A 25,022-nucleotide genomic window follows, 5' to 3' on the forward strand; every position below is an offset into this window, starting at 1 on the left:
AACGCGTTCAAGCTTTACTGTGGCGAGGGCCTGACCCTCAACCTATTAACGCGTTCAAGCTTTACTGTGGCGAGGGCCAGACCCTCAACCTATTAATGCGTTAAAGCTTTACTGTGGTGAGGGCCTGACCCCGACATGAGTTGTATTATTTCCCGAGAAATTTGTCGTTTCAGATCTACTTGTGTTCGAAGTGTTTTTTTCACTCGTAATCTTTGTCGATACAAAAAAACCCGCGGAGGCGGGTTTTCAAGGTTCCGGGGTATGTGATTATGAGTTTACACTATTTAGAGAGGCATCGGATGATCCTGAATCAGATTCAGGTGATTGATCATTGTTTTGCTCTTTGTCACCGGAATGGCTACCTGATTGCTCATCGCCAGTTTCATCTCCAGTGCTGCCATCTTCCTTTTGTCCGGAATCGTCTTTTTCAGACTCAGAACCGTTACTGTTAGAAGCATCGCCGTTTTCTTCGGCTCCACTTCCCTCAGTAGTGCCTTGGTCATCAGCAGGTTTCTCTTCTTCTACAGTGCCTTGGTCATCAGCAGGATTTTCTGTAACTTCACTGTCTTCAGAAGCTTTTTCTTCCTGCAATGCACTTAACGGTTTGTTGAAATAGTCAATTGGATTCACTGCTACATTATCTTTACGAATTTCAAAGTGCACATGCACTCCCGCTTCTTGGTTAAACAAGCTTTGTCCAGCCTTTGCAATAGCTTGTCCTTGTTCTACTTTAGCGCCAACCTCGACATTTATGTCCTTAACGGATTGATATTGTGTTACAATTCCTTTGTCATGCTCAATTTCAATGACATTTCCCAATAACGCATCTTCTTCAACTTTCGTCACAGTTCCGCTTAATGATGCGACAACATCAAATGTTTCACCGTTTTTCATTGTAATGTCAATACCTGTGTTTGGATGATACTCATTATCGTAGAATACAAGAGCGGCTTCCTGCTCTTCCTTTTTGCCGTCAAAATCATAGAATTGTTTTTGAATGACAGCAGAATCTGGATCCATTACCGGCATAACGAAATTTTCCAATGAACGGTTTACTTCAACAGCTGGCTGATCATTCTGCTTTCTGCCTGCGATATCTGTTGATTGATAATCAAATTGGTCAGAATTCGCATTGTTGCCTGCATTTTGATACCAAAGGACCCCTGTTAGAATGATTGCTGCGCTTGCGATATAAATGGCTGGAAATACCCAACGCTGTCTAAAGAAGCGTTTTAAACTTGAATCTTGAGAAGTTCGTTTCTTTTCTTCCTCTCTCATTTTCATCACCTCAGCAATCATTCTGAACAGATTCGAAAAAATATATACGTTTGGAAAAAATTTTTTTCTACTTATTTTTCGACAAGTATGATATTTATATGCATTTTTTAAAAAAGTTTTTCAAAAAGGGGTTGATGTAATGAAAATTGTGGGTTGGCTGGTTCGGATTCTTCCGTTCGCATACATGGTTATTATTTGGAATCTTTCAAGCATGCCGGATGATGCCGTTATTGAGCTTCCTTCTTCTTCATTTGATAGATTTGTAAAAGAGTCTCTTCATCTTGTTGAGTTTGCGATATTGTATATACTTTTTGTATTTGCATTTTTAACAACGGACCGGTTTACGGTTAAAAGTAATCTCTTTTGTTTGGTTATTGCAGGCATATACGGGATCATAGATGAAATTCACCAATCGTTTGTGCCTTACCGGTCAGCGACGATCATTGACGGGGTTAAAGATATTACGGGAGTCTCTGTTGCTTACTATTTTGTTTATCAGGCGTATTTTAAAAATCGATTTACAAGGTTTGCGAAACTATTGAAGGCGTTTAAAGAGGTATTTTTATAAGTTTTTACGGAATTAATCATTTTTTTGACGGAATTATGGGTGTGTTTCGCGGAATTAGTTAGATTTTTCGCGGAATTATTGAAGATTTTGGCGAGGATCATTCAAATTTTCGCGGAATCACCAAAAAAGAACAAAGCTTCAAAGTTAAAAGCGGCCAACAATCGGCCGCTTATTTTTTTGCTGTTACTTTCGTCAGCAATGCATCTGTCTTTGAGATTTCTACCCCCTGGTAGTAGTACTTCACAATCTCTTTGTAGTCTTTTCCTTCAGACGCCATTCCGTTTGCTCCATACTGGCTCATTCCAACACCATGACCGTTTCCTTTCGTTGTAATGACAATGTTGTCTCCTTTTAAAACCCAAGAAAAATCAGTAGATTTTAACTCCAGTTTGTCGCGGATTTCTCTTCCTGTTAGCACTTTGCCGTTGATCTCTACTTTCCCTACTCGTTTTCCGGCTGTCCTTTCGATGACTTTTCCTACATTTTTTCGGTCAGCCAATTTAACGCCCAGTTTTGCTTCAAACTCACTGACAGACATGATTTTTTGATGGCTGAATTTTGGTGAATTTTTATCCCACGGGCTTGCAACGCTTCTTAAATAAGGATATGAGTTGGACCAGTAATCTTCTGAATTCTCTGTGTAGCCGTTGCTTGTCGAGAAGAATGTTGGAGTAATTGGTTTTCCTTCATAGGTTAAGATTTGGCCGCTTGTTTCCTTAACTGCCTCGGTAATTTTGGCTATTTTCCATTTATAATCCATTCCCCAAAGTTTTTTTTGTTCTTCATTATTCATATATACTTGGTGGAGTTCAGTATCCGTTACATCGGCTTTTCCTTCAGGCATGCCGATTTTTTCTTCGTTTACCAATTGGCTGACAATATAAGTTCTGGCAGCCAATGCTTGAGCTTTTAAAGCTTCTTTTTCAAAATCAGCCGGCATCTCAGCAGCAACTACGCCAATTAAATATTGATCAAGCGAAAGGGTTTCAATTTTCTTTTTTGCGGTGCGATAGACAGCCACTTCCACTGCAGCATCCGCGTTATTTTCGGTTTGAACAGATTCTTGATTCGGTTCTTCTCCCAGCTGTCTGCTTGGTTTATCATCCGAAAAGGGAAGTACAAGCAAAGTTGGAAGCATGAGTGTTACAACAATTATGATTGCTGTTAGTACAATGAAAGGTTTGATTTTTATCATGTCAAAAGCCTCCATATGAAAAGTAGACGTTTGTTGACGGCTTCCTCAGCCACGTCTCAATTCATTCATATGGGCGCGGACAAGCATTTATGACTGTAAATTTAGAATCCCCATGAACACTTTACCCCTTCACCGCACTAGGGGCCAGACCCGCAGTGCTTTAACGCGTTACTGTGTTGAGGGCCTGGCCCGCTGTGCTTTAACGCGTTACTATGTTGAGGGGGGCTTGCACTCAAGAAAAGGAGAGCACGATTTGTCAGATATCTGACATCGATGCTCTCCTTTTTTTGATGGTTATTTAGTTAATGGTTATGCATTCATGTCTGTTACAATTTTTTGTTCGAATACTTCGGCTTCATCAGCTTCATGGACACGTTCAATGTCGGCGCCAAGGGCTGCAAGCTTTTCGTGGAATGCCACATAACCGCGGTCCAGATGCTTTAGTTGCGTTACTCGTGTAACGCCTTCAGCAACAAGGCCGGCCAAAATCAACGCCGCTGCTGCACGAAGGTCTGTAGCCGCCACTTCCGCGCCTTGTAAATTAGCCGGACCGTTAATGATGACAGAACGGCCTTCAATTTTTATATCTGCATTCATTCGTCTGAATTCTTCAACATGCATAAAACGATTTTCAAAAACTGTTTCGGTAATCACACTTGTGCCCTTTGCAGTCAATAGAAGGGACATCATTTGTGATTGCATGTCAGTCGGGAATCCCGGGTGTGGCATTGTTTTAATATCAACGGCTTTAAGTTCGTCAGGGCCGATTACTCGAATGCCGTCAGCTTCTTCTTCAATGATAACACCCATTTCTTCCAGTTTAGCAGTTAACGAAGTTAAATGCTCTGGAACTGCTCCGCGCACAAGAACATTACCACCTGTAATTGCAGCGGCCACCATGAATGTGCCAGCTTCAATTCGGTCAGGAATAATTGTATGTTCTGCTCCAGACAGGACGTCCACACCTTCAATTTTAATCGTGCCTGTGCCGGCACCTTTCACTTTTGCACCCATTTTATTAAGGAAGTTTGCTAAATCGACGATTTCCGGTTCTTTTGCCACGTTTTCAATGATGGTGGTTCCTTTTGCAAGAGTTGCAGCCATCATAATATTTTCCGTAGCACCAACGCTAGGAAAATCAAGGTATATTTTAGCTCCATGCAGGCCTTCTTTTGCTTCTGCTTCAATGAAGCCATTTCCAACTTTGACGGTTGCACCCATTGCTTCAAAGCCTTTCAGGTGCTGGTCGATCGGACGGGAACCGATTGCACAGCCGCCGGGCAATGCTACTCGTGCACGACCGGTGCGTGCTAAAAGCGATCCCATCACAAGTACTGAAGCGCGCATTTTTCGAACGTACTCAAAAGGGGCTTCTATTTTTAACTCTCTTGATGCATTTACAACCACTTCATTATTCTTAAACTCCACTTCGGCGTTTAAATAACGTAACACTTCATTGATGGTATATACATCGGAGAGAGTTGGCACATCTCGAATTACGCTTTTTCCATTACTTGCTAATAATGTTGCGGCTATAACAGGCAAAACGGCGTTTTTAGCCCCTTCTACTTTTACGGAACCGTTTAGCCTTCTTCCGCCGCGGACAATGATCTTTTCCAAAGGTATTCCCCTCCGCGTCCAATTTCTCTATATTAATATTCAATCGTAATGATTGGTGTGCCAATAACAACTGCAGTCTTATCACCCAATCCATCATTACGTACTGCAATCTGTAAATTCATGCGGTCTTGATTCTTTTTAATAGAAGTCGTGAATAATGGCGAATATGCCGATAGAGAAATAAACTTATTTTCTTTTAAAGCTTCGATTTCTTTACCATTAAAAGCATGCAACAAACTGTTTACATTATTAGGCAAAGCCTTTTCAATATTATCATTGAATTCGCCTTTGATACAAGAGAAAATTGTTACATTTCCACGAAAAATGTCAGATAACCGTTCCGGAAATTGATTTTTCATAAAGGATTCCGCATCTGTTCCCCATCTCGGACCCTTTACCTCATAGATCACATATGCTGGTGCTTGAAGATTTTCGGAACTGGATACAATCCGGATAATTTCCCGGAACTTTGAAGATGTGGAAATCGCTTTGAACTCTTTATGCTTTTCATGAGAAGATGTGGACCATTCCCAATCGGAAAACTGCTCCATTAAATCCTCCGCTGTTTCTTCTTGAAAAGACGCATCCATTTTTTCTCTTGCATATAAAGACCATTCATTGATCATAATATTTTCTGCTTGCAAAATTTTCGCCATGTCCGACAGATCCTGTAGTCCATTTGCCACAGTCGTTTTATTCCCAGCTTGCAAAAGGATAAAACCTATAATGCCAAAAAATGATAAAATAAATGTAATTTTCTTGTTCATAGTAATACTCCTCCCCTTAGTTTCATTGTTACCAAGGAAACGAGGAGCATACTTGGGAATTCTCGTCACTTTTTGACAAATGCGAAAATCTTTTTGTGAAAATTTGTTTGTTTTTCAACTAATCGCCAATCATAGTCATAAAAACAACAACAAAGAGAATTTTACTTAAAAAAAGATCATTTGAGAACATGTACGAAGACCTAAATTTTTTTCCTTTTCTGCTTTATTGGAAAATGAGAGGAAGCTGCTGGGACCATAATAAGTAATCTAGAAAAAAGTTGCTGACTGCAGATCCTAACGCAATCGATAAGATTATGTACAACACTCTTGCCTGAAAAACATGATTCGCACGAAGAAGTTTTTCAAATTGCAGTGATTGCAATGCCCACCAGGCAAGAGCGATAAAAACTAAGTGTGAGAGAATACTGACTAAAGCCTGGTGTCCAAATCCTGAAATCATGGCCTTGACCTCCTTATTACTGGCACCATCTACATTTTAGCACTGCCTGCTTTGTCAGCAAAGCAGCATGCTTAACATTTGACGTACGGCTGAGGAAAATTGTTACAGAATTGTGATATAAGGGTCTGATATGGGGGTCTGTCCTGCTCTGCGTTAATGCGTTAATGTGTTGAGGGTCTGGCCCGCACTACGCTAATGCGTTAAAGCATTGAGGGTCTGGCCCGCACCGCGTTAATGCGTTAAAGCATTGAGGGTCTGGCCCGCACTGCGTTAATGCGTTAAAGTGTTCAGGCGGCCGGCCCCCCATAAATTAATAAGGGGAGGGATTCCCTCCCGGTTTGTTTATATATAACCCCTTTGTTCCTATGGCTTTAAGAGGTTCCCCCAAACCTTTTAAAGCCTGACTTAAACGTTTTATTGAAATAGATCTGTAAAATCAAAGTTTGTGTGCAAGAAGTCGAGCGCCAGGTTTGGCATGATACCGAATAAAATCGTTGCAACTGCACAAACCCCGATGACAACGCCAATTCCTGCCTGCATCATTACTTTCTCCCCATGTTCTGCCGGACGGAAAAACATTTGAGTCATAATGCCAAAGTAATAATAGTAAGAAACAATTGTTGTGGCAATCATGACAGACGCCAGAACGTAATGGGCCGGAGTTGTAATCAGTGCCCCCATAAAAATATTCAGCTTACCGATAAAACCGGCAGTTCCCGGAATTCCGGCTAATGAAAGGATGAAGATCGCCATGGCCACAGCTAAGACCGGAGACCGGCGGTACAATCCGGAAAAGTGGCTAATATCTTCTGAATCTGCTTTTTCCGTCAGCAATTGAATAACAGCAAACGCGCCCATATTCATAAACAGATAAGCCAGTAAATAAAACCACAATGTCTCAAAGAGTGTTGAAACTGTCGTTACAGCAACTAAAAGATAACCCGCATGCGCGATACTCGAATAGGCAAATAACCGCTTTACATTCCGCTGCCTTAAGGCGATTACGTTACCGATGATCATAGTGGCGCCGGCAAGAAAAGCCATATAATCCTGAACCTTGATAAGGAGCGGATCAGACATCGGTCCACCATCTGCAGGTATACTTAAGAAAATCACAAGCAGAACCCGTACCAAAAGAACGAACCCTGCTGTTTTTGAGACAACTCCCAAGAACGCCGTAACTGGCGTTGGAGCTCCCTCGTATACATCCGGAGCCCACATATGGAACGGGGCGGAGGCCAGCTTAAACGACAAACCGATAAAAATCATAAAGAATGCTAATCCTAATAAATAAATATGCTGTTCATCCAAGTTTCTTGTTAAATAGGTGCTCATTGCCTTTAAGTTTGTTGTTCCCGTCAACCCGTAAACATAGCTCATCCCAAATAACGTAACAGCCGTTGAAATACCACCATTGATTACGTATTTCATAGCCGATTCATTTGAACGCAAGTGTTTTTTTCTCATTCCGGCTAAAATATAGGAAGAGATCGATAACAGCTCAAGACCTGTAAAAAGGGTAATCAGATCGCCGCTTGACGCCATCATCATCGCGCCCAGCAAAGCTGCTAAAAATAAGTAGTAGAACTCTCCCTTATAATCTATTCCTTCCTTCGGTTCATAGTTTACCGCCAGGAACAGAACTAGACCGGCGCCAATTAACAGCAGTAATTTAAACGCTTTTGAAAAAGAATCAAGACGAAATGTGTCATACAAAATCGAAGCGGCATGATGGTCAATGAGCAGTGCAAGTGAGACGGCCGCACCGATTACACCCGCTATTCCGATCCATCCTATTACTTTCCGGTCCGCTTGTTTCGGCATAAATAAATCGAGAAGGGAGGTAAGTATAATCACACCAAGGATGATGAACTCAGGCCCCATGATTTCCCATTCCAAAGATAAAAATGTTTTAAAATCCATCCTTCATCATCCTCCTATCCCTAGCAGAATAGTCTTTAATGTTGTTTCCAGCGGTGCTGTCAATACGGCCGGATAGACGCCGATTAAGACAATTAACCCCATTAAAGCCAGGACAGGTACAAACTCAACAGCTTGAAGATCCGTCACGCCCGCATAATCCCGCTCTGCTCTTCCAAATGTGATGCCGAGCACAGCCCTTAACAAGTAAACGGCTGTCATAATAATGCCGATCGCACCAACAGCAGCCAATATAGGCCTTGCCTCAAACAGCCCGAGGAATGCCATAAACTCACTAACAAATCCCGACATGCCCGGAAGTCCGAGTGATGCCATTGCTCCTGCCAGTAAAAATCCTGCAGCGAGTGGCATCCCTTTGGCCATTCCGCCAAGATTCGGAATGAAAGAGGTTTGGACCCGCTCATAAAACACTCCAACCAGGAAGAAAAACAATGCGGAAATTAAACCGTGAGAGACGACCTGGAAAATAGCCCCTTGAATTCCTGCTTCATTTAATGCTCCCAACCCTATTAATACGATGCCCATGTGGGATATAGAAGAATAGGCCAGGACCATTTTAAAATCTTTTTGTACTAACGCCAGGAAGGCGCCATAAAGCAAATTCACGACTCCCAGTACAGCAATCAGACCTGCTGACTTTGAAAATTCTTCCGGAAAAATTCCCATCCCGAAGCGAATCAAACCGAAGGCCCCGATTTTCAACAAGATTCCGGAGTGAAGCATCACAATGGGTGGCGGAGCCTCAACGTGAACACGAAGCATCCAGCTGTGAAGCGGAAAAATCGGAAGCTTTACGCCAAATGCAATCAACAATGCAGCCAAAAGGCCAAAGCGGACCGATTCTGAAATAGGCAGAAGCGTCTCTCTTCCATCCGCACTCAGAAGCTCCGTTAACTGCGCGATGTTTGATGTTCCTGTCCGGGAGAATAATACCATGATGACGATCAAGAGGACTGCAGAGCCTAAACCGTTATAAATTAAGAAACTGAATGCCGCCTTTTCTTTTTCAAAATATCCCCATTTTCCGACTAAAAAGAATGTTGAAATTAACGTGATTTCAAAAAAGATAAAGAACAAGATCAAGTTTTCCGCAGCGAAAACACCCAGCATTCCGATCTCGAGCAGCAGAAACAACATATAATAACCTTTCCATTCTTTTTTAATATGAATGGAAGCGATCGCTGCAAGAGTCGATAAAACAGCGGTTAAGACGATCATGACTAAAGAAAAACCATCCAGTCCAAGTTCGTAATCAATCGTAAATAGATTTGGATCACCAAAGTTTCCAAACTTGATCCAGCGGACATGTTCTGCATAATCGGACAAATCCATACCTGCTCTGTATTGGAAATAAATAATCAGCGATAAGATGAACGCCGGCAATGTCGCTAAAAATCCGGCTAACTTAATCACCGATTCCCTGGTCTTTGGTACGAACGCCAAAATCAAAATACCAAGCAAAGGGGAGAAAACTAAGAATGAAAGAGCGTATGAGAAGTTCATTATAAGTACCCCCCTGTCAGCGCAAAGATGACCATCAAGACTGCAAGTCCGAAAATCGCAACCGTACCGTATGTCTGAACTTGACCGTTTTGCTGCTTTGCTCCCGTTTTTCCAAGTCCTTGAACGGCTCCGATCATTCCTTTCATGATTCCTTCAACAAAGAAAGTCTCAAAAATCTGGAGAAAATTGCTTATTCCTTTTGCAATCTTCACAAATAACAATTGATAAAATTCATCAATATAATATTTGTTATAAAGTATGTTGTAGGTCATTGATGAACTGCCTGCAAACCAATCCCTTGATAATGTCTTTTTGCCGTAAATCAGCCAGGCAAGAAAGATTCCCAGCAAGGAAACAACTGTTGCAACAATCATGATCCATGCCGGACCTTCCATATGCCCGTAGTTTCCTTCGGTGAGCCAATCACCTAAAAACGTTCCGAACCAAGGTGTATTCACATAACCTGCAACAACCGCAAGAATGCCGAGAACAATCATCGGCAATGTCATGACACTTGGGGACTCATGAACCTTGCTTATGTCCGATCGCGGTTCGCCGGTGAACACCATAAAGAACAGCCTGAACATATAGAAAGCCGTAAAGAAAGCCGCTATAACTGCCAGCCAGAACAGAACAGTGTTTCCGTGCGCCCAGGCAGCAATCAAAATTTCATCTTTACTGAAAAAACCTGAAAACAGCGGAACGCCGCTGATCGCCAATGCCCCAATCAGGAATAGCGGCCCGGTAAGACGCATCTTTTTCCATAAACCGCCCATTTTTTCAATGTCCTGCGTATGGACAGCGTGAATCACACTTCCGGCAGCCAGAAACAGCAATGCTTTGAAAAATGCATGCGTCATTAAGTGGAAAACTCCTGCAACATAGCCGGCTGATCCAAGGGCCAGCATCATGTAGCCGAGCTGGCTGACCGTTGAATAAGCGAGAACTCTTTTAATATCTGTTTGAACAAGCCCGATGCTCGCTGCGAAAATGGCGGTAAATGCGCCTACAGCCGCAACCGTCATTAATGCCGTTTCACTTGCGGTAAAGAGCGGGAACAGCGCAGCAACGAGATAAACCCCGGCTGCAACCATTGTCGCTGCGTGGATGAGCGCGGAAACCGGAGTCGGACCTTCCATCGCATCCGGAAGCCATGTATGCAAAGGAAACTGACCTGATTTCCCGACCGCTCCTGCAAAAATTAAAATCGCTGTCAACGTAATCATTCCGGCTGAAATCGTTCCTTCGTCAACTGCACGAAATATTTCATCATATTCAAAGCTGCCAACTTGCCAGAATAGGAGAATCATTCCGATCAAGAGGCCTACATCCCCAATGCGAGTCATAATAAACGCTTTTTTTGCTGCTTCCTTTGCTTCTTCTTTGTAAAAATAAAACCCGATTAATAAGAAAGAACCGACACCGACCAGTTCCCAAAATATATAGGTTTGCAGAAGGTTTGGCGATAAAACAAGACCGAGCATTGCAAAGGTGAACAATCCTAAATAAGCATAAAAAACGGAAAGCCGCTCATCGCCATGCATATAACCTTTTGAGTAAGTATGTACGAGAAAGCTGACGAGCGAAACAATAAACAGCATTAACGCATTTAACTGATTCACTTCAAAACCCGCTGTTAATTGGATATCTCCTATTGAAAGCCACACAGCTTCCGTTTTGAATGTTGGCGCGGAAAATCGTTCAAACAGCACCAACACGGAATAGACGAACGAAGCAAGTGAAAGCAGAATTCCAACGAACGCACTTGCTTCTTTCAGCCGTCTGCCAAATAGAAGAAGGATGACGAACGATAAAAGCGGGAAAAGCGGTATGATCCATGCATTTTCCATCTCTATCACAATCCCCTTTTTAGAACGCGCCAAGTCCGGTCTTTGGACCATTTCGTCAAGCGCGTTTGATTTAGGCCCGCTTGATCTCGCGGATCTATCAGACTGCCTTTTTACTAGCTTACATGAGAATAAGCGCCAATATGAACCGGAACCTTTGCCAGTCTGTTCTAACAGCAAGAGCTGGAACAGTTTTTACTTGATATTTCTCCAATAGAAACCGAAACTATTGCCAGTCTGCTCTAACCGACTTCTTTTATTTCGATCTTTATGAGGCTAATCCCTCAATTTGTTCATCTCGTCAATCAGCACTGTTTTGCGGTTTCGGTATAAAGCGAACAGAATGGCTAATCCGACAGCGGCTTCTGCTGCGGCAACGGCCATTGAAAAAAGTGCAAATACTTGGCCGTTAATGGAAGGAGCGACACCGTACTTACTGAATGCAACTAAATTTATGTTGACTGAATTCAGCATCAGTTCAATCGAAATAAGCACGATGACCATATTGCGCTTTGTCAGTGCCCCGTATAACCCGATACTGAATAATATTAACGCGAGGGCCAGGTAGGCTGAAACGGGTACTGAATTCATTTCTTATCTGCCCCCTTTTCATCATCTTTCCTTGCAAGCACGATCGCACCAACAAGAGCAACCAATAATAAAACGGAAATCAATTCAAACGGAATTACATATTTTGAATAAAGCGCGATCCCGATTTGTTCCGTATTATTTTCGTGAAGCGCCGTGTCCGTCTGTGGAATGTCAAGGTTATAGATTCCGATATAAACCGCAAATGCAAAACCAACAACACTTATCAATAACAGCAATTTACGCCATCGGCATGACTTTGCTTCACTTTGATCATCATGGCGCGTTAACATGATTCCGAACAACATAATAATCGTAATCGCTCCGGAATAAATCAGGATCTGTACTGCAGCAATAAATTCAGCTGAGAGAAGCACGTAAATCCCGGCAATGCTAACAAATGTAAAGACAAGCGCCACTACCATATGGACGACTTTCGAAAGGTTAAGCAAAAGCACGCCGCCGATAATTGCAACTAGCGACAAGGACATAAATGCCAGAAACTCACCTGAGAACGTCATGCTTTATTCTCCTTCCGTACGTTCTCGTCATTTTCATCAAGCCACTCAAGATTTTTAAAAAGTTCATCGCGGCTGTATTCCGCAAGCTCAAAGTTGTTCGTCATAACGATCGCTTCTGTCGGGCAAACTTCAGTGCATAAATCACAGAGGATGCAAATTTCAAAATTGATATCATACGTATCAATGATTTTTCCTTTTTTCGTCGGATCCGGATGCTTTTTTCCTGTCAGTTGAATACAATCGGTCGGGCAGATATTTGCGCATTGATTGCAGACGATGCATTTTTCCGGATAAAACTTTTGAATACCTCGAAACCGGTCCGGAAGAGGCAGCGGTTCGTGCGGATACTCATATGTGACTTTTTCCCGCGTTAAATTTTTCAGGGTATATTTTAAGCCTTTTGCTAATCCAAGCATTTTTTCCACCCCTTGTCGGTGACGATGTGAAAGTATTCGCGTTTGCCTGTGCCCTTTACTAATCCAAGCATTTTTTTCCACCCCTTGTCCGTAATGTGGGAGATCGCTTTTTAGAACAATTCTTTTATTAAAGCTGTCAGAAAAATGTTTGCCAATGCGACCGGCAAGAGAACTTTCCAGCCGAACTCCATCAACTGGTCTGCGCGAATGCGCGGAAATGCAACACGGAACCAGATTAAGACGAAGACGATGAAACTAAATTTAATGGCAAACCAGACCGCTCCCGGGATAAAACCAAGAAACGGCAGCGGCAGCCATCCGCCAAGGAACAGAACAGTCGTAAGCGAGGCCATTGCAAATAAATATACATATTCGGCGAGCATAAAAAACGCCCAGCGGAAACCGGAATATTCAACATGGAACCCCGCGACAAGCTCAGATTCAGCTTCCGGTAGGTCAAAAGGCACCCTGTTCAGCTCTGCCACTGATGCAATGAAAAATACAATAAACGCAATTGGCTGCAAAACAATAAACCAGCCATCTTTCTGTGCTTCGACAATTTCATTTAAGTTTAAGCTTCCACTTAAAAGAATGACGCCGAGCACAGACATGACGAGCGGAATTTCATATGAAATCATTTGGGCTGCCGCACGCATTCCTCCGAGAAGCGCATATTTGTTATTAGAGGCCCATCCTCCGACTACTATGCCGATTGTGCTTAATCCGGAAATCGCAATATAATAAAGAAGCCCTACGCCAATATCGGCAAATTGCAATTTATCTGTAAACGGAATCGTTGCCAGCACCATAAATGCCGGGGTAAATGCAAGCACCGGTGCAAGAATAAACAATGGTTTATCGGCTAATTTTGGGATCGTATCTTCTTTTAATAAAAGCTTTAATACGTCCGCAACCGACTGCAAGAGCCCCCATCGGCCGCCCACTTGGTTCGGACCGTGGCGCAGCTGCATAAATCCCATGACTTTTCGTTCTGCTAGTATAGCGTATGTCACGAACCCGAGTACGACTAACATGAGGCCTGCTGCAAGCAAGAAAAAGATTCCAAAATTCTGCAGGCCGGGACTTGAATTTAGCAGATCTTCAACCATTAACAATTTCAACTCCCTGAGCGATACGGATCGGACCGCACTTGAATTTAGCAAATCTTCAACCATTAACCGTCCACCTCCCCGAGAACGATATCAATCGCTCCCAGTATCGCAATTAAGTTGGCGATGTTTTCGCCCACTAATAATTTTGGAAGAATTTGAAGATTATAAAATGACGGTCTTCGAAACTTTAAACGGTAAGGCTCTTTTTTCCCGTCGCTGGCAATGTAGCAGCCGATTTCCCCGCGCGGAGACTCAATCCGGACATAGGCTTCCCCTTTTGGAGGTTTGATGATTTTTGGCACTTTCGCCATAATTGCTCCTTCTGATGGGAATTGTTCTACAGCTTGCTCAAGAATTTTTAGGGATTCTTCAATTTCGGCGAGCCGGACGTGGTATCTTGCCCATGCGTCTCCCCCGGTTTGGACCGGGACATCAAATTGGAAACGATCATAAATTGAGTATGGCTCATCTTTGCGAAGATCCCATTTTACGCCGGTGCAGCGAAGGTTTGCACCGCTCAAAGAATAGTTTAACGCGTCTTCCTTCGTGTATTTTCCAACTCCTTTTACACGGTTCATAAAGATTTCATTTCCTGTTACAAGCTCATGATAGCCTTTCAGCTGTTTTCTCATATAAGGAACAAAATCTTTTACTTTTTCAATCCAGCCCTCAGGCGCATCCCATTTCACTCCTCCAACGCGCATATAGTTGAAAGTTAAACGGGCGCCTGACAACTCGTTCAGAAGGTTGATGATCATTTCTCGTTCACGGAAAGCGTAAAGAAATGGACTGACTGCACCAATATCCAAAAGGTATGTTCCCCACCAAACAAGGTGGCTTGCAATCCTTCCAAGTTCCATGGCAATAACTCGCAAATACTCTGCACGCTCCGGAATTTCAATGCCCATCATCGTTTCCACTGCGTGACAAATGACATAGTTATTTGTCATCGCAGATAAATAGTCCATCCGGTCTGTATAAGGGATGATTTGTGTGTATTGAAGATTTTCAGCCAGTTTTTCCGTACCGCGGTGAAGATAGCCGATGACCGGTTTTGCTTCTGTAATGATTTCCCCGTCGATTTTAATTACAAGACGGAATACACCGTGCGTACTCGGATGCTGAGGCCCGACATTAAGCAGCATTTCTTCTGTCCGAATCATTGGTTACACCTCCACATCATACGGTTCATAATCTTTTCTCAGTGGATGGCCAATCCATCCTTCACCAAGCATGATCCGGTGTAAATTTGGATGCCCTGTAAACTTGATCCCCAATAAATCATATGCTTCACACTCAGGCCAATTCGCACCCGCCCACAACGGCACGAGAGAATCAATGGTCGGCTCATCCCGGTCAATTTTTACTTTTAATGCCATCGATTGACGATTCTTGTATGAGTATAAGTGCACATAAACTTCCATGTGTGTTTCAAAATCTGTGCCGTGCAATTCAGATAAATAGTCAAATCCAAGCTGCTCATTGTATTTCAGAAATTCTGCCACTTTAAAATATGCATCCCGTTTCGCGACAATGGTCGGCACATCTTTTGACAAGGTATTGATGTAGTAGTCTTCAAGCACATCCGTTCCGAGGTGTTCTCCAATTACTTTCACGTATTTATCGAGATAAGGCTGGTTTGGCGACGGTTTCTTTTCGGCCGTTTCTCTTTCTGCACCGGCCTTTGCCTGTGAAACCGCTTTCGCCTTTGCGGCTGCTGCTGCCTTCGCTTTCGCAGCGGCGATCGCTTTTGCTTTTTCATCTGCATCATCAGAATTGCTACTTGAGTCAGCTTGTTCGTTCGCTTTCATTTTAGCTAGTGCCGCAGCTTTTGCCTTTGCGGCAGCTGCGGCCTTTGCTTTCGCAGCAGCAATCGCTTTTGCTTTTTCATCTGCATCATCGGAATTGCCGCTTGAGCCAGCTTGTTCTTTCGCTTTCATTCTAGCGAGCGCTGCAGCTTTCGCCTTTGCCGCTGCTGCGGCTTTTTTCTTTGCCAGATCAAGATCTTCTTCTCCTGTGGCTACAGTTGGTGTTTCCGCTTCCGATTGGGATCCTGACTCCGACTCTTCCATCGCTTTCTTTTTTGCCAGCGCTGCCTCTCTCGCTTTAGCGGCAGCCTCTTTCTTTAACTGCTCAAGATCCTTTTCACCGCTCATCGATTAGATCACCCTCTTCCCGGTCTTCGCCTCGTAACGGATTTTTTCTTTTAATTTATTAATCCCGTAAATTAACGCAGCTGGATTCGGCGGACAACCAGGGATATAAACATCTACCGGCACAATCTGATCAACACCTTTTACAACCGAATACGACTTCACATACGGTCCTCCTGCCGTCGCACAGGAACCCATCGCGATTACCCATTTTGGTTCAGGCATTTGATCATACAAACGGCGTACAATCGGAGCCATTTTCTTCGTAACTGTACCGGATACAATCATCACATCCGACTGTCTTGGGGACGTACGGAAAAAAGAACCGAATCGATCTAAATCGTAATGTGAAGAACCGACTCCCATCATCTCAATCGCACAGCACGCAAGGCCAAACGTCATCGGCCATAAAGAATTGCTCCGCGCCCATGCTTTAATCTGCTCCAATGTCGTCAAAAATACGTTTCTCTTCAACTCTTTCATTTCCTCAGATGAAATATTGTCTAATTTTAAATCCATTTCAACACCTTCTTTTTCCATGCATAGACAAGTCCAATGACGAGCATAAAAACAAATACCAACATTTCTACTAATGCAAAGATTCCGAGTTTTTCATATGCAACAGCCCATGGATACAAAAACACAGTCTCCACATCAAAAATGACAAACATAAGCGCAAAAATATAATAGCGGACATTGAACTGGACCCGAGAATCATGAAATGGTTCAATACCGCTTTCATAGGTAGTATATTTTGCATCATAAGGCTTATAAGGACGCAAAAGCTTCCCCAAAGAAAGAGCCGCCACTGGCAACAGCACCCCAAGACACAAGAACACAAAAACAAAGAGATAGTTATTCTGATACACATTCAGAAACTCCATGCCCATCCCCCCCAAAAATCGTAAAATATTCTTAAATTTTAAAAATGTAACCGATTCCATTATAGCATTCTTACCAATATGTGTCGACAAGCCCACCTGTTCTTTATTCTAACACCGGCTAACCAAACATTGCTACCAATATATGTTAATAGCCCTCCGACTATATGGTGGAAATGCTCTCGCCCGGCGATTGCGAGTGCGCTCGGAAAAAGTGGAATTTGCCTAGAACTATGTTCGCAAATACCTCTAACAATCCTGTCTCATTAATAGTGTATTATCTTAAATAAATATCTTTCTTATTTTAGAGATACTAACACAAAAAACTTCTTATACACTTGAGAGTTGGAATATCGAAAGGTACTCTTATGGGAGTATAAATTTACGAAAGCTCATAATATACTAGCTAACGGCTCATAAAAAGAAGTAAAGGCTCATAAAATAACTTAAAAGCTCATAAATAAAACTAAAAGCACATATATTATTTTTAAGGCTCATAAAACAAAATAAGGGCTCATATATTTATTTAATGGCTCATAAGATTAAATAAAGGCTCATAAAGATTTTTCAGAGTCGATATATCTTGAAAAGTGGTTGTTAATTTCAATTTGTGGTCGTTATTATCATAATGTGGTCGATATTTTTAAAAGTGGTCGATTATTCATGAAAAGTAGTCGATATTTTCATAAAGTGGTCGATTAATCATGAAATGTGGTCGATAAATTTTTTTGCAAGTTTGCCATTTTTATAGTTTGATAGATCCGGTCTATAAATCATTAAAAAAATACTGCAAATCCTCACATTACAAAACAATTACCGGGATTTCTTTAACGTAATTAAAAAACACCTCCCGGCTTTTCGAGAAAACCGAAAGGTGTTTGGATAACACTTATTATCTTTTCTCCGCAACAGATATACGGTTGATAGCGCGTTTGAGAGCAAGCTCGGCGCGTTTGAAATCGATATTTTCCTGATTTTGTGCCCGCAAACGTTCTTCGGCGCGTTCCTTTGCGCGTTTTGCACGCTCGACATCAATTTCTTCTGATCTTTCAGCAGCTTGCGCCAAAATGGTCACTTGATCAGGACGAACTTCCAAGAATCCGCCGCTTACTGCCATGTATTCTGTTTTGCCGCCTTTTTTTAGACGGACAGCACCAATTTGCAACGGTGCAACCATTGGAATGTGCCCAGGTAAAATTCCGAGCTCACCGCTTTGAGCTTTTGTGCTTACCATTTCCACATCTGATTCATACACCGGGCCATCGGGAGTAACAACACTGACTTTAATCGTCTTCATTTTTTACCCTCCTGGTCCGAAATTAGACCTGTACACCCATGCGTTTCGCGTTCTCAATAACTTCTTCGATTCGACCTACGAGACGGAATGCATCTTCTGGAATGTGGTCGTATTTTCCTTCAAGAATTTCTTTGAAACCTCTGACAGTTTCTTTTACAGGTACGTATGAACCCGGCTGACCAGTAAACTGTTCAGCAACGTGGAAGTTTTGAGATAAGAAGAATTGGATACGGCGCGCACGGGCTACGACAAGCTTGTCTTCGTCGGAAAGCTCATCCATACCAAGGATCGCGATAATATCTTGCAATTCTCTATAACGCTGTAATGTTTGCTGTACCCGACGTGCTACTGTGTAGTGCTCTTCTCCAACGATTTCCGGAGACAATGCTCGAGAAGTAGATGCGAGCGGATCCACTGCAGGGTAGATACCCATCTCAGTAAGCTTACGCTCAAGGTTTGTTGTCGCATCCAAGTGAGCGAATGTTGTAGCCGGAGCCGGATCGGTATAGTCATCGGCCGGTACGTAAATCGCTTGGATTGATGTTACAGAACCTTTGTTAGTAGATGTAATACGTTCTTGCAATTTACCCATTTCGGTTGCAAGTGTCGGCTGGTAACCAACGGCAGAAGGCATGCGGCCTAACAGCGCGGAAACCTCAGAACCTGCTTGCGTGAAACGGAAGATGTTATCGATAAAGAACAATACGTCTTGTCCTTGCTCATCACGGAAATATTCAGCCATTGTTAATCCAGTAAGAGCAACACGCATACGTGCTCCAGGCGGCTCGTTCATCTGGCCGAATACCATCGCAGTTTTCTTAATAACGCCTGAGTCCGACATCTCATGGTAAAGGTCATTACCTTCACGAGTACGCTCACCTACACCGGCAAATACAGAAATACCGCCGTGTTCTTGAGCAATGTTATTGATTAATTCCTGGATTAATACGGTTTTACCTACACCGGCACCTCCGAAGAGACCAATTTTACCACCTTTAATATAAGGTGCAAGCAGGTCTACTACTTTAATCCCGGTTTCAAGAATTTCAACTTCTGTTGAAAGCTGTTCAAATGGAGGTGCTTCCCTGTGTATGGAATCACGGCGTGCATTTGGATCAATTGGTCCGTCAAGGTCAATCGGTTCACCTAAAACGTTAAATACACGGCCAAGTGTCACATCCCCTACAGGAACGGAGATTGGAGCACCAGTATCAATCACTTCCATACCGCGAGTTAAGCCGTCAGTGGAAGCCATCGCAATGGTACGAACTGTATCATCACCTAAATGAAGGGCTACTTCAAGGGTTAAGTTGATGTCAACTTCAGATTCGTTGCGAGCTTTATGCTCGATGCGCAACGCATTATAGATCTCAGGAAGCTGTCCGCTTTCGAACTTCACGTCAACAACCGGACCCATAACTTGAAGAACGCGTCCTTTGTTCATCTTTTTCCCTCCTATCGTTCTCTTAACACAAATACGTGCATCGAACTGGGAGGATGATGGCATCCTCACCAGTTATGCCTAGTTTTTTGCATTATGCCGTTCTATTTTTATTCAAGTGCCGCAGCACCGCTGACAATTTCGGTGATTTCTTGCGTGATTGAAGCCTGACGTGCACGGTTGTAGCTAAGGGTTAATGTATTAATAAGCTCTTTTGCGTTGTCCGTTGCATTCTTCATTGCTGTCATCCGTGCAGCATGCTCACTTGCCTTGCTGTCAAGGATTGCTCCATAAATTAAGCTTTCCGCATATTGAGGCAGCAATACTTCAAGAATTTCTTCAGCGGATGGTTCAAACTCGTAGGATGTAAGCTTATTGGAAGAAGTGATGTCCGTAATCGGAAGTAGTTTCTTCTCTGTTACATCCTGTTGAATAGCACTGACATAATGGTTGTAATACATATATAGTTCATCGAATGTTTCATCCGCAAACATGCCGACTGTCTTCGATGCGATATCTTTAATATCAGCAAAAGAAAGCTGGTCACCCACACCGACAATATCAAGAATGACATTCATGCCGCGCTTCTTGAAAAAGTCGCGGGCGATTCTTCCTATCGCAATGATGGCGTATTCATCGTTCGACTTATGGCGTCCTTGAATGGTTTGGAATACGTGACGCAATACGTTGCTGTTAAAAGCGCCCGCAAGGCCGCGGTCAGACGTAATAACCAAATAGCCGGTCTTTTTCACGGGGCGGGATATTAACATTGGATGTGCCACATCTTTGCTTCCAAGTGCGATGGATGCGGTAACCTCTTGAATTTTTTCCATATACGGAACGAATGACTTCGCATTCATTTCCGCCCGGTTCAGTTTCGCAGCGGATACCATTTCCATCGCTTTTGTAATTTGGCTCGTCTTCTTCGTAGAATTAATCCGAGATTTAATATCGCGTAATGATGCCACAGGTTCTCACCACCCTTTCAAAGTTTGTCAGACCCTAAATTACTCGGATACTGCGAAAGTTTTCTTGAATTCGTTGATCGCAGCAGCCATATCTTCATCAGCAGGCAGTTCTTTTGTTGTAACGATATGATCTAACAAATCTTTGCGGTTATGGTCTAACCAATTTAAGAACTCATCTTCGAAACGACGAATATCTTGTACAGGAATATCATCAAGGAAGCCGCGAGTCAATGCGTACAGAATCGCAACTTGCTTTTCAACTTTAAGCGGTTTGTGCAAGTCCTGCTTTAATACTTCAACAGTGCGGGCACCGCGGGCAAGTTTTGCTTGCGTTGATTTATCAAGGTCAGAACCGAACTGTGCGAATGCTTCCAGCTCACGGTAGGAAGCAAGGTCAAGACGCAATGTACCGGCAACCTTTTTCATCGCTTTAATTTGTGCGTTTCCGCCTACACGGGATACGGAAAGACCTGCGTTGATCGCCGGACGCACACCGGAGAAGAATAGGTCTGATTGTAAGAAAATCTGTCCATCTGTGATGGAGATCACGTTTGTTGGAATGTATGCAGAAACGTCCCCCGCTTGTGTTTCAATGAATGGAAGTGCTGTGATTGAACCTCCGCCCTTCGCATCGCTTAATTTAGCAGCACGCTCTAATAAGCGAGAGTGCAAGTAGAATACGTCCCCTGGATACGCTTCGCGGCCCGGTGGACGGCGCAATAATAGAGAAAGCTCACGGTAAGCAGCCGCTTGTTTTGAAAGGTCATCATAAATAACCAATACGTGCTTGCCGTTATACATAAATTCCTCTGCCATTGTAACGCCTGCATACGGAGCAAGGTACAATAATGGCGCAGGCTGGGAAGCAGATGCTGTTACGACAATTGTGTAATCTAATGCACCGTATTTGCGCAGTGTTTCAACTGCGGTACGCACTGTAGATTCTTTTTGTCCGATTGCTACGTAGATACAAATCATGTTTTGATCTTTTTGGTTTAGGATTGTATCGATCGCAACGGATGTTTTACCTGTTTGGCGGTCCCCGATAATTAACTCACGCTGGCAGCGTCCGATTGGAACTAGAGCGTCAATCGCTTTAATACCTGTTTGAAGAGGCTCATGTACGGATTTACGATCCATAACTCCCGGAGCCGGACTTTCGATTGGACGAGTTTTTGTTGTATGGATTGGACCCATTCCGTCAACAGGTTGTCCAAGTGGGTTTACGACGCGTCCGATTAGCTCCTCCCCTACCGGAACTTCCATAATGCGGCCCGTACGGCGGACCTCATCGCCTTCGCGGATTTCTGTAAATGGTCCTAAGATAACGATACCGACGTTATTTTCTTCAAGGTTTTGCGCCATCCCCATAACGCCGTTTGAAAATTCAACAAGTTCTCCGGCCATGACATTGTCGAGGCCATGAGCACGGGCGATACCGTCACCAATTTGAATAACAGTACCAACATCACTTACTTGAATTTCCGACTGATAGTTTTCGATTTGCTTTTTTATCAGCGCGCTGATTTCTTCAGCTTTGATGCTCATGAATTTCACCCCTATCTACGAATCTTAGCCTAACAATTGACGTTCCAAGCGCTCAAGCTTGCCGCGCAAGCTGCCGTCAAAAATACGGTTTCCGATGCGAAGCTTAATGCCTCCGAGCAAATTGGAATCGATAATATTTTCAATTCGAAGCGATTGTTTTCCGACTTTCGATGCAAATACAGAGGATAATGCTTCGCTTTCAGCCTCTGTTAAAGGACGGACAGAATACACTTTTGCTTCTGCTATACCTTTTTCATCATTTACCAGTTCGATAAAATGATCCGCCATATCGGCTATGTAATCTTCCCGATGCCGGTCGATTAAGATCATCAGTGTATTTAATACATACGTATTTGCAGAAGAAAATGCTTCTTTTAGAATCTCTTTTTTCTTCTCATTCGGAAGTTTTGGAGATTTTAACACAGCTTTTAATTCATTGTTTTGAATGATCACTTCTTTTACAACACGCAGTTCTTGTTCCATTTGGTCAAGAAGCCGGTGTTCTTTCGCAAGCTGGAAAAGAGCCAACGCGTAACGTTTTGCTACTGCAGAGCTGCTCATCGCCCTTCTCCTGCCTCTTGAATGTATTCGTTAATGAGCTTTTCCTGGTCTTCTGCACTTAGTTCTTTTTCAATTACTTTCGAAGCGATCAAAACGGATAATGAAGCCACTTGCTCACGAATAGCTGCAACAGCTTTTTCTTTTTGCTGTTCAATTTCAAGTTTTGCTTGTTCTTTTATGCGATCAGCTTCAGCGCGTGCAAGACTGATGATTTCTTCACGCTGCACTTCGCCTTGCTTTTTCGCATTTTCAATAAGTCCTTGAGCTTCTGCGCGCGCTTCTTTTAATAGGCTGCGCTGTTCTTCCAAAAGCTTGCTTGCTTCAGCACGGCTTTGTTCTGCCGCTTGAATTTCGTTTGCTATATGCTCTTCACGCTGTTTCATGATGCCCATTAATGGACCCCATGCATATTTCTTAAGCAATGCTAACAAGATGATGAACATCAATAACTGGAACACAATGTCCCCGCCGTTAAAGCCGCTGTGAGCCGCGCTCTCAGCTGTACCTAAAACAAAACTGCTTGTTAACACCCTCGATTCACTCCCTTCAAGAGTCGCTACTTAGGAAAACAATAAATGAAGTTTATATGAATATCCGAAAGTTTGACAGATATTATGGACATAAAGCAATGGCGAAGGTTCTCATCGAATGATCTTCGCCATTTTGAACGTTAAGTTTGCGTAATAATTATCGGCCGATTACCATGAACGCGATAACAGTCGCGATGATAGGAATCGCCTCAACTAACGCTACCCCGATAAACATTGTTGTTTGAAGCATACCGCGAGCTTCAGGTTGACGAGCCATACCTTCAACTGTACGAGATACGATAAGACCGTTACCGACACCAGCACCTAGTGCCGCTAAACCAATTGCAATTGCTGCTGCTAATAGACCCATTCTAAAGTTCCTCCTTTAATTGTATAGATAAATAATTTTGTTTTTTAGGGTTTGTCCATAAAAAGAACAGTTTATATAATTAATGGTCTGAGCTCACTTTGTGAGACAAATAAACCATTGTTAACATTGTAAAGATAAACGCCTGGATCGCGCCGACAAAAATGGAGAATCCTTGCCAAGCAAGCGTCGGAATGACGGCTGCGATATGTCCTCCTACTCCGGTTGCAAGGCCTCCGGCAAGCAAACTGAGAAGGATTTCCCCGGCGAATATGTTACCGTAAAGACGGAGACCAAGGGTTAATGTGTTTGCAAATTCTTCGATGAGTTTGATCGGGAACATAAACCAGAACGGCCTTAGGAATTCGCGGCCGTATTCCCCGACTCCCTTCATCTTAACTCCGTAGTAATGTGAAAGTCCCACTACCATAACAGCCAGCGTTAAAGTAACAACCGGATCGGCAGTTGGCGATTTCCACCACAGCTTGTCGTCAATTACGACTGAAAACGGAAGTCCTAACATGTTGGAAACGAAAATATACATAATTAATGTGATTCCAAGAACATGGAACCTTCCGCCAGTTTTCCAATCCATTGTGCTGTTAATGATATTTTTGACGAAGTCCATAACCCATTCCATAAAGTTTTGCATACCGGTAGGTTTCATGGCGAGTCTACGGGTGGAAAGAACAGCAATGATGAAAACAATTAGACTTGCAATGGTGATCATTAATACGTTTGCTAAGTTGAAGGTCAGTCCCATAAACTCCCATAATGGAGCTTCATGATGCATAGTAATTCACCTCTCTTCCCCGCTATTTACGCAAAAATAAAGACTGAAGAAAAAAATCTATCATAATGACAATATAAGATGTCATTAATCCAATAATAACGCTGATAAGGTGAAAGGTGTCCGGATACCTCATCGCAATGATTACGGCAAAGGCACCCGTTGCCATTCGGGAAAACGACCCGAGAGAGACCGTTTTATTCCCTTCCGTTACCGCTTCCCCGAATTTCCGCATTTTTCTGCCCAAGAGCCATAAGTTAAAAAGGCTCAAGCTTGTACCGAAAATTAAGCCCAAAAAGATCGATTGGTAAGATGTAACCCCCCAGCCGAGAACATATACAGCCAATAAATAAAATATGTATTTACGCTGTCTTGCAAACATTTCATTCATTACCGGCATTGTTGTTTAATCTCCTGAAAAGAAGTGACGGACTAATCGAAGCATGGCAAATATTCCTGCTGCAAGTCCTAACATAAGCCCAATTATTAAGAAAAGCGGTTCGGTTCCGATGGTACGATCCAACCATCTTCCTAAAAATATACCTATTAAAATGGAACCTACTAATTGTGAAAGAATGGCGGACATTAATGCCATCGCTTGAAACGGGTGGCGGTCTTTATGACGCATATAAACGCATCCTCACATTCAGAGAATGGTAAAGAAGGCTGC

At 42.9% G+C, this 25,022-nt stretch carries 27 protein-coding genes; 1 reads left to right on the forward strand and 26 read right to left on the reverse strand.

Going from position 1 to position 25,022, the window contains the following annotated elements:
- Positions 1 to 267 precede the first annotated feature (267 nt).
- Positions 268 to 1,278, reverse strand: a complete 1,011-nt coding sequence (locus C0966_RS13230) for a peptidoglycan DD-metalloendopeptidase family protein (protein WP_274856202.1) — start codon at positions 1,276 to 1,278, stop codon at positions 268 to 270.
- A 139-nt stretch (positions 1,279 to 1,417) separates the two neighbouring features.
- Between C0966_RS13230 and C0966_RS13235 the strand changes: the two genes are divergently transcribed.
- Positions 1,418 to 1,846, forward strand: coding sequence for a VanZ family protein (locus C0966_RS13235; protein ID WP_274856203.1), 429 nt, complete (start codon positions 1,418 to 1,420; stop codon positions 1,844 to 1,846).
- A 169-nt stretch (positions 1,847 to 2,015) separates the two neighbouring features.
- On the opposite strand, the gene spoIID is transcribed toward C0966_RS13235, so the two are convergent.
- From spoIID to C0966_RS13360, 25 genes are all read right to left on the reverse strand, one after another.
- Positions 2,016 to 3,041 (reverse strand): stage II sporulation protein D, encoded by a 1,026-nt coding sequence (spoIID, locus tag C0966_RS13240; RefSeq protein WP_274856204.1) that lies wholly within the window; start codon positions 3,039 to 3,041, stop codon positions 2,016 to 2,018.
- Between the two features lie 309 nt (positions 3,042 to 3,350).
- Positions 3,351 to 4,661 (reverse strand): UDP-N-acetylglucosamine 1-carboxyvinyltransferase, encoded by a 1,311-nt coding sequence (gene murA, locus C0966_RS13245; RefSeq protein WP_274856205.1) that lies wholly within the window; start codon positions 4,659 to 4,661, stop codon positions 3,351 to 3,353.
- Between the two features lie 32 nt (positions 4,662 to 4,693).
- Positions 4,694 to 5,428 (reverse strand): YwmB family TATA-box binding protein, encoded by a 735-nt coding sequence (locus tag C0966_RS13250; RefSeq protein ID WP_274856206.1) that lies wholly within the window; start codon positions 5,426 to 5,428, stop codon positions 4,694 to 4,696.
- A gap of 223 nt (positions 5,429 to 5,651) precedes the next feature.
- Positions 5,652 to 5,888 (reverse strand): DUF1146 family protein, encoded by a 237-nt coding sequence (locus C0966_RS13255; protein ID WP_274856208.1) that lies wholly within the window; start codon positions 5,886 to 5,888, stop codon positions 5,652 to 5,654.
- Positions 5,889 to 6,302: 414 nt separating this feature from the next.
- Complete coding sequence (nuoN, locus tag C0966_RS13260) at positions 6,303 to 7,811, reverse strand: NADH-quinone oxidoreductase subunit NuoN (RefSeq protein ID WP_274856209.1); 1,509 nt, start codon at positions 7,809 to 7,811, stop codon at positions 6,303 to 6,305.
- 6 nt (positions 7,812 to 7,817) lie between these two features.
- A complete protein-coding gene (locus C0966_RS13265; RefSeq protein ID WP_274856210.1) occupies positions 7,818 to 9,332 on the reverse strand; it encodes a complex I subunit 4 family protein in 1,515 nt (504 codons plus the stop codon).
- Positions 9,332 to 11,182, reverse strand: a complete 1,851-nt coding sequence (gene nuoL / locus C0966_RS13270; RefSeq protein ID WP_274856211.1) for an NADH-quinone oxidoreductase subunit L — start codon at positions 11,180 to 11,182, stop codon at positions 9,332 to 9,334. Before nuoL ends, C0966_RS13265 begins: the two co-directional genes overlap by 1 nt.
- A 273-nt stretch (positions 11,183 to 11,455) precedes the next feature.
- The gene (nuoK, locus tag C0966_RS13275) at positions 11,456 to 11,770 is read right to left on the reverse strand and encodes an NADH-quinone oxidoreductase subunit NuoK (RefSeq protein WP_274856212.1); all 315 of its coding nucleotides are present in this window, start codon (positions 11,768 to 11,770) and stop codon (positions 11,456 to 11,458) included.
- Entirely contained in the window at positions 11,767 to 12,288 is a 522-nt protein-coding gene (locus C0966_RS13280; RefSeq protein WP_274856213.1) for an NADH-quinone oxidoreductase subunit J, read from the reverse strand. Before C0966_RS13280 ends, nuoK begins: the two co-directional genes overlap by 4 nt.
- Positions 12,285 to 12,704 (reverse strand): NADH-quinone oxidoreductase subunit NuoI, encoded by a 420-nt coding sequence (gene nuoI / locus C0966_RS13285; RefSeq protein WP_274856214.1) that lies wholly within the window; start codon positions 12,702 to 12,704, stop codon positions 12,285 to 12,287. The genes C0966_RS13280 and nuoI overlap by 4 nt, the downstream gene beginning before the upstream one ends.
- 110 nt (positions 12,705 to 12,814) lie before the next feature.
- Complete coding sequence (gene nuoH / locus C0966_RS13290) at positions 12,815 to 13,813, reverse strand: NADH-quinone oxidoreductase subunit NuoH (protein ID WP_274856835.1); 999 nt, start codon at positions 13,811 to 13,813, stop codon at positions 12,815 to 12,817.
- Between the two features lie 65 nt (positions 13,814 to 13,878).
- On the reverse strand, positions 13,879 to 14,979 hold the full coding sequence (locus C0966_RS13295) for an NADH-quinone oxidoreductase subunit D (RefSeq protein ID WP_274856215.1): 1,101 nt from the start codon (positions 14,977 to 14,979) through the stop codon (positions 13,879 to 13,881).
- 3 nt (positions 14,980 to 14,982) lie between these two features.
- Positions 14,983 to 15,972: an NADH-quinone oxidoreductase subunit C gene (locus C0966_RS13300; RefSeq protein WP_274856216.1), complete on the reverse strand. Its 990-nt coding sequence runs from the start codon at positions 15,970 to 15,972 to the stop codon at positions 14,983 to 14,985.
- A gap of 3 nt (positions 15,973 to 15,975) precedes the next feature.
- Positions 15,976 to 16,488, reverse strand: coding sequence for a NuoB/complex I 20 kDa subunit family protein (locus C0966_RS13305; protein WP_274856217.1), 513 nt, complete (start codon positions 16,486 to 16,488; stop codon positions 15,976 to 15,978).
- Positions 16,479 to 16,853 (reverse strand): NADH-quinone oxidoreductase subunit A, encoded by a 375-nt coding sequence (locus C0966_RS13310; protein ID WP_274856218.1) that lies wholly within the window; start codon positions 16,851 to 16,853, stop codon positions 16,479 to 16,481. The genes C0966_RS13305 and C0966_RS13310 overlap by 10 nt, the downstream gene beginning before the upstream one ends.
- 889 nt (positions 16,854 to 17,742) lie before the next feature.
- The gene (locus C0966_RS13315) at positions 17,743 to 18,147 is read right to left on the reverse strand and encodes a F0F1 ATP synthase subunit epsilon (protein ID WP_274856220.1); all 405 of its coding nucleotides are present in this window, start codon (positions 18,145 to 18,147) and stop codon (positions 17,743 to 17,745) included.
- Positions 18,148 to 18,169: 22 nt separating this feature from the next.
- Positions 18,170 to 19,591, reverse strand: coding sequence for a F0F1 ATP synthase subunit beta (atpD, locus tag C0966_RS13320; protein WP_274856221.1), 1,422 nt, complete (start codon positions 19,589 to 19,591; stop codon positions 18,170 to 18,172).
- A gap of 107 nt (positions 19,592 to 19,698) precedes the next feature.
- Positions 19,699 to 20,556: a F0F1 ATP synthase subunit gamma gene (locus C0966_RS13325; RefSeq protein ID WP_274856222.1), complete on the reverse strand. Its 858-nt coding sequence runs from the start codon at positions 20,554 to 20,556 to the stop codon at positions 19,699 to 19,701.
- 39 nt (positions 20,557 to 20,595) lie between these two features.
- Positions 20,596 to 22,104 carry a F0F1 ATP synthase subunit alpha gene (atpA, locus tag C0966_RS13330; protein WP_274856223.1) on the reverse strand — a complete coding sequence of 503 codons (1,509 nt, stop codon included), beginning with the start codon at positions 22,102 to 22,104 and terminating at the stop codon, positions 20,596 to 20,598.
- A 24-nt stretch (positions 22,105 to 22,128) separates the two neighbouring features.
- A complete protein-coding gene (locus tag C0966_RS13335; RefSeq protein WP_274856224.1) occupies positions 22,129 to 22,665 on the reverse strand; it encodes a F0F1 ATP synthase subunit delta in 537 nt (178 codons plus the stop codon).
- The gene (locus C0966_RS13340) at positions 22,662 to 23,195 is read right to left on the reverse strand and encodes a F0F1 ATP synthase subunit B (protein WP_274856225.1); all 534 of its coding nucleotides are present in this window, start codon (positions 23,193 to 23,195) and stop codon (positions 22,662 to 22,664) included. Before C0966_RS13340 ends, C0966_RS13335 begins: the two co-directional genes overlap by 4 nt.
- 157 nt (positions 23,196 to 23,352) lie before the next feature.
- Positions 23,353 to 23,565 (reverse strand): F0F1 ATP synthase subunit C, encoded by a 213-nt coding sequence (gene atpE, locus C0966_RS13345; protein ID WP_274856226.1) that lies wholly within the window; start codon positions 23,563 to 23,565, stop codon positions 23,353 to 23,355.
- Between the two features lie 79 nt (positions 23,566 to 23,644).
- Positions 23,645 to 24,355 (reverse strand): F0F1 ATP synthase subunit A, encoded by a 711-nt coding sequence (gene atpB / locus C0966_RS13350; RefSeq protein ID WP_274856227.1) that lies wholly within the window; start codon positions 24,353 to 24,355, stop codon positions 23,645 to 23,647.
- A 22-nt stretch (positions 24,356 to 24,377) separates the two neighbouring features.
- The gene (locus tag C0966_RS13355; protein WP_274856228.1) at positions 24,378 to 24,752 is read right to left on the reverse strand and encodes an ATP synthase subunit I; all 375 of its coding nucleotides are present in this window, start codon (positions 24,750 to 24,752) and stop codon (positions 24,378 to 24,380) included.
- A gap of 6 nt (positions 24,753 to 24,758) precedes the next feature.
- On the reverse strand, positions 24,759 to 24,980 hold the full coding sequence (locus tag C0966_RS13360) for an AtpZ/AtpI family protein (protein ID WP_274856229.1): 222 nt from the start codon (positions 24,978 to 24,980) through the stop codon (positions 24,759 to 24,761).
- Between the last annotated feature and the right edge of the window lie 42 nt (positions 24,981 to 25,022).

This window comes from Bacillus methanolicus (genome assembly GCF_028888695.1).
Taxonomy (GTDB): domain Bacteria; phylum Bacillota; class Bacilli; order Bacillales; family Cytobacillaceae; genus Bacillus_Z; species Bacillus_Z methanolicus_B.

Excerpts from the sequence above, each read along its gene's own strand:
- nuoN (WP_274856209.1), bottom strand. The coding sequence starts at position 7,811 with ATGGATTTTAAAACATTTTTATCTTTGGAATGGGAAATCATGGGGCCT.
- C0966_RS13355 (WP_274856228.1), bottom strand. The coding sequence starts at position 24,752 with ATGCCGGTAATGAATGAAATGTTTGCAAGACAGCGTAAATACATATTT.
- atpB (WP_274856227.1), bottom strand. The coding sequence starts at position 24,355 with ATGCATCATGAAGCTCCATTATGGGAGTTTATGGGACTGACCTTCAAC.
- C0966_RS13230 (WP_274856202.1), bottom strand. The coding sequence starts at position 1,278 with ATGAGAGAGGAAGAAAAGAAACGAACTTCTCAAGATTCAAGTTTAAAA.
- C0966_RS13255 (WP_274856208.1), bottom strand. The coding sequence starts at position 5,888 with ATGATTTCAGGATTTGGACACCAGGCTTTAGTCAGTATTCTCTCACAC.
- C0966_RS13295 (WP_274856215.1), bottom strand. The coding sequence starts at position 14,979 with ATGATTCGGACAGAAGAAATGCTGCTTAATGTCGGGCCTCAGCATCCG.
- C0966_RS13310 (WP_274856218.1), bottom strand. The coding sequence starts at position 16,853 with ATGGAGTTTCTGAATGTGTATCAGAATAACTATCTCTTTGTTTTTGTG.
- C0966_RS13265 (WP_274856210.1), bottom strand. The coding sequence starts at position 9,332 with ATGAACTTCTCATACGCTCTTTCATTCTTAGTTTTCTCCCCTTTGCTT.
- C0966_RS13315 (WP_274856220.1), bottom strand. The coding sequence starts at position 18,147 with ATGAAGACGATTAAAGTCAGTGTTGTTACTCCCGATGGCCCGGTGTAT.
- nuoI (WP_274856214.1), bottom strand. The coding sequence starts at position 12,704 with ATGCTTGGATTAGCAAAAGGCTTAAAATATACCCTGAAAAATTTAACG.
- C0966_RS13360 (WP_274856229.1), bottom strand. The coding sequence starts at position 24,980 with ATGCGTCATAAAGACCGCCACCCGTTTCAAGCGATGGCATTAATGTCC.
- spoIID (WP_274856204.1), bottom strand. The coding sequence starts at position 3,041 with ATGATAAAAATCAAACCTTTCATTGTACTAACAGCAATCATAATTGTT.
- atpE (WP_274856226.1), bottom strand. The coding sequence starts at position 23,565 with ATGGGTCTATTAGCAGCAGCAATTGCAATTGGTTTAGCGGCACTAGGT.
- C0966_RS13305 (WP_274856217.1), bottom strand. The coding sequence starts at position 16,488 with ATGGATTTAAAATTAGACAATATTTCATCTGAGGAAATGAAAGAGTTG.
- atpA (WP_274856223.1), bottom strand. The coding sequence starts at position 22,104 with ATGAGCATCAAAGCTGAAGAAATCAGCGCGCTGATAAAAAAGCAAATC.
- nuoH (WP_274856835.1), bottom strand. The coding sequence starts at position 13,813 with ATGGTTGAAGATCTGCTAAATTCAAGTCCCGGCCTGCAGAATTTTGGA.
- C0966_RS13335 (WP_274856224.1), bottom strand. The coding sequence starts at position 22,665 with ATGAGCAGCTCTGCAGTAGCAAAACGTTACGCGTTGGCTCTTTTCCAG.
- C0966_RS13300 (WP_274856216.1), bottom strand. The coding sequence starts at position 15,972 with ATGAGCGGTGAAAAGGATCTTGAGCAGTTAAAGAAAGAGGCTGCCGCT.
- nuoK (WP_274856212.1), bottom strand. The coding sequence starts at position 11,770 with ATGAATTCAGTACCCGTTTCAGCCTACCTGGCCCTCGCGTTAATATTA.
- C0966_RS13280 (WP_274856213.1), bottom strand. The coding sequence starts at position 12,288 with ATGACGTTCTCAGGTGAGTTTCTGGCATTTATGTCCTTGTCGCTAGTT.
- nuoL (WP_274856211.1), bottom strand. The coding sequence starts at position 11,182 with ATGGAAAATGCATGGATCATACCGCTTTTCCCGCTTTTATCGTTCGTC.
- C0966_RS13250 (WP_274856206.1), bottom strand. The coding sequence starts at position 5,428 with ATGAACAAGAAAATTACATTTATTTTATCATTTTTTGGCATTATAGGT.
- C0966_RS13235 (WP_274856203.1), top strand. The coding sequence starts at position 1,418 with ATGAAAATTGTGGGTTGGCTGGTTCGGATTCTTCCGTTCGCATACATG.
- atpD (WP_274856221.1), bottom strand. The coding sequence starts at position 19,591 with ATGAACAAAGGACGCGTTCTTCAAGTTATGGGTCCGGTTGTTGACGTG.